The following is a 1,621-nucleotide window of genomic DNA, read 5'->3' as shown; positions in this document are numbered from 1 at the left end:
TGCGGCAACGACGGGGCCCCGGGCCGTGGTCGCGGGGCCGTTATGTCGTGCGGGGGGCGCCGCGGCGGTGCGGCGGTGGCGCTGCGGGCGGTCGCGCCGCGGGCGCCCGGGTGGGCGGTGCCGCAGGCGGCCGGCCGGGCAGCCGCTGATGTCAGCCGGCGGTTGCGGTGTCGCTGTCGGCAGACGGCGCCGGCGCCGCGCTCAGCGGCTCGACGAGCACCGGCGTGACCTGGTCGATCTGCCACTGGCGTGCCCCGGGCCCGGCCAGGATGGCCGCGACGGCCTCCGGGGTGGGCTCGGCCGGCGGCTCCCAGCACAGCCGGCGGACCGTGTCCGGAGTGATCAGGTTCTCCTGCGGCAGGTTCAGCTCCTCGGCGAGCGCCGACACCGCGGCGCGCGCCGTGGACAGCCTCGCCGCGGCGACCGGGTCCTTGTCGGCCCAGGAGCGGGGTGGCGGCGGGCCGGTCAACGCCTGTCCGGACAGCGGGAGTTCGGGGTCGGGCAGGGCGCGCGCCCGGTCCACCGCCGCCTGCCACTGCTCCAGCTGCTTGCGGCCCATCCGGTTCCCGAAGCCGGGCAGCGCGAGCAGCGCCTGGGCGTCCGCGGGCAGGTTCAGCGCCGCCTCGATGATGGCGGTGTCGCCGAGCACCTTGCCCGGCGAGACGTCGCGCCGCTGGGCGATCCGGTCGCGGGCGGTCCACAGCTCGCGCACCACGGCCATCTGCCGGCGCCGCCGGACCTTGTGCATCCCGGAGGTGCGCCGCCAGGGGTCCTGGCGGGGCGGGGCGGGCGGCGCGGCGGCGATGGCCGCGAACTCCTGCCGGGCCCAGTCCAGCTTGCCCTGGTCCGCCAGCTCCTCCTCCAGCGCGTCCCGCAGGTCCACCAGCAGCTCGACGTCGAGCGCCGCGTAGCGCAGCCAGGGGTCGGGCAGCGGCCGGGTCGACCAGTCGACGGCGGAGTGGCCCTTCTCCAGGGCGTAGCCGAGGACGTTCTCGACCATCGCGCCGAGGCCGACGCGGGCGAACCCGGCGAGCCGCCCGGCCAGCTCGGTGTCGAACAGCCGGGTGGGCGTCATGCCTATTTCCCGCAGGCACGGTAGGTCCTGGGTCGCCGCGTGCAGCACCCACTCGGCGTCCGCGATGGCCGCGCCGAGAGCGCTCAGGTCGGGGCACCCCACGGGGTCGACCAGGGCGCTGCCCGCGCCTTCACGGCGCAGCTGGACCAGATAGGCCCGCTGTCCGTAGCGGTAGCCGGAGGCGCGCTCGGCGTCCACGGCGACTGGACCGGTGCCGGCGGCGAAGGCCGCGACCACCTCGTCGAGGGCTTCCTGGGTCCTGGTGACCGGTGGGATGCCCTCGCGCGGTTCGAGCAGGGGGACCGGTACCGGCACGGACTGCAGGTCCGGAGGCGCAGACGTAGGCGGCAGGCGCTGGGCGCCGCCGGAAAATTGCAGTGTCGCGTCTGCTGCACTCTCTTGGGCGTCGGTCACCGGTCAAGGGTATCTGGGTATGCGAAGGCCCAGTGTATGAGAAGCGCCCGCCGACGGAACGTTCCGTCGGCGGGCGCCGGGTTTCGCGCCGGGTTCAGCGGGTCAGTGGATGATTCCCGTAAGGAGCGCGAC

General features: G+C 75.6%; 1 protein-coding gene. It reads right to left on the bottom strand.

What is annotated here, in order from left to right; translation table 11 throughout:
• Positions 1–151 precede the first annotated feature (151 nt).
• The gene (locus QMK28_RS33900; protein WP_326443538.1) at positions 152–1,489 is read right to left on the bottom strand and encodes a ribonuclease D; all 1,338 of its coding nucleotides are present in this window, start codon (positions 1,487–1,489) and stop codon (positions 152–154) included.
• Between the last annotated feature and the right edge of the window lie 132 nt (positions 1,490–1,621).

Source organism: Streptomyces sp. H27-D2, from assembly GCF_035828615.1.
Taxonomy (GTDB): domain Bacteria; phylum Actinomycetota; class Actinomycetes; order Streptomycetales; family Streptomycetaceae; genus Streptomyces.
The sequence above is the reverse complement of the archived record's forward strand: the minus strand, read 5'-3'. Positions and strand labels throughout refer to the sequence as shown.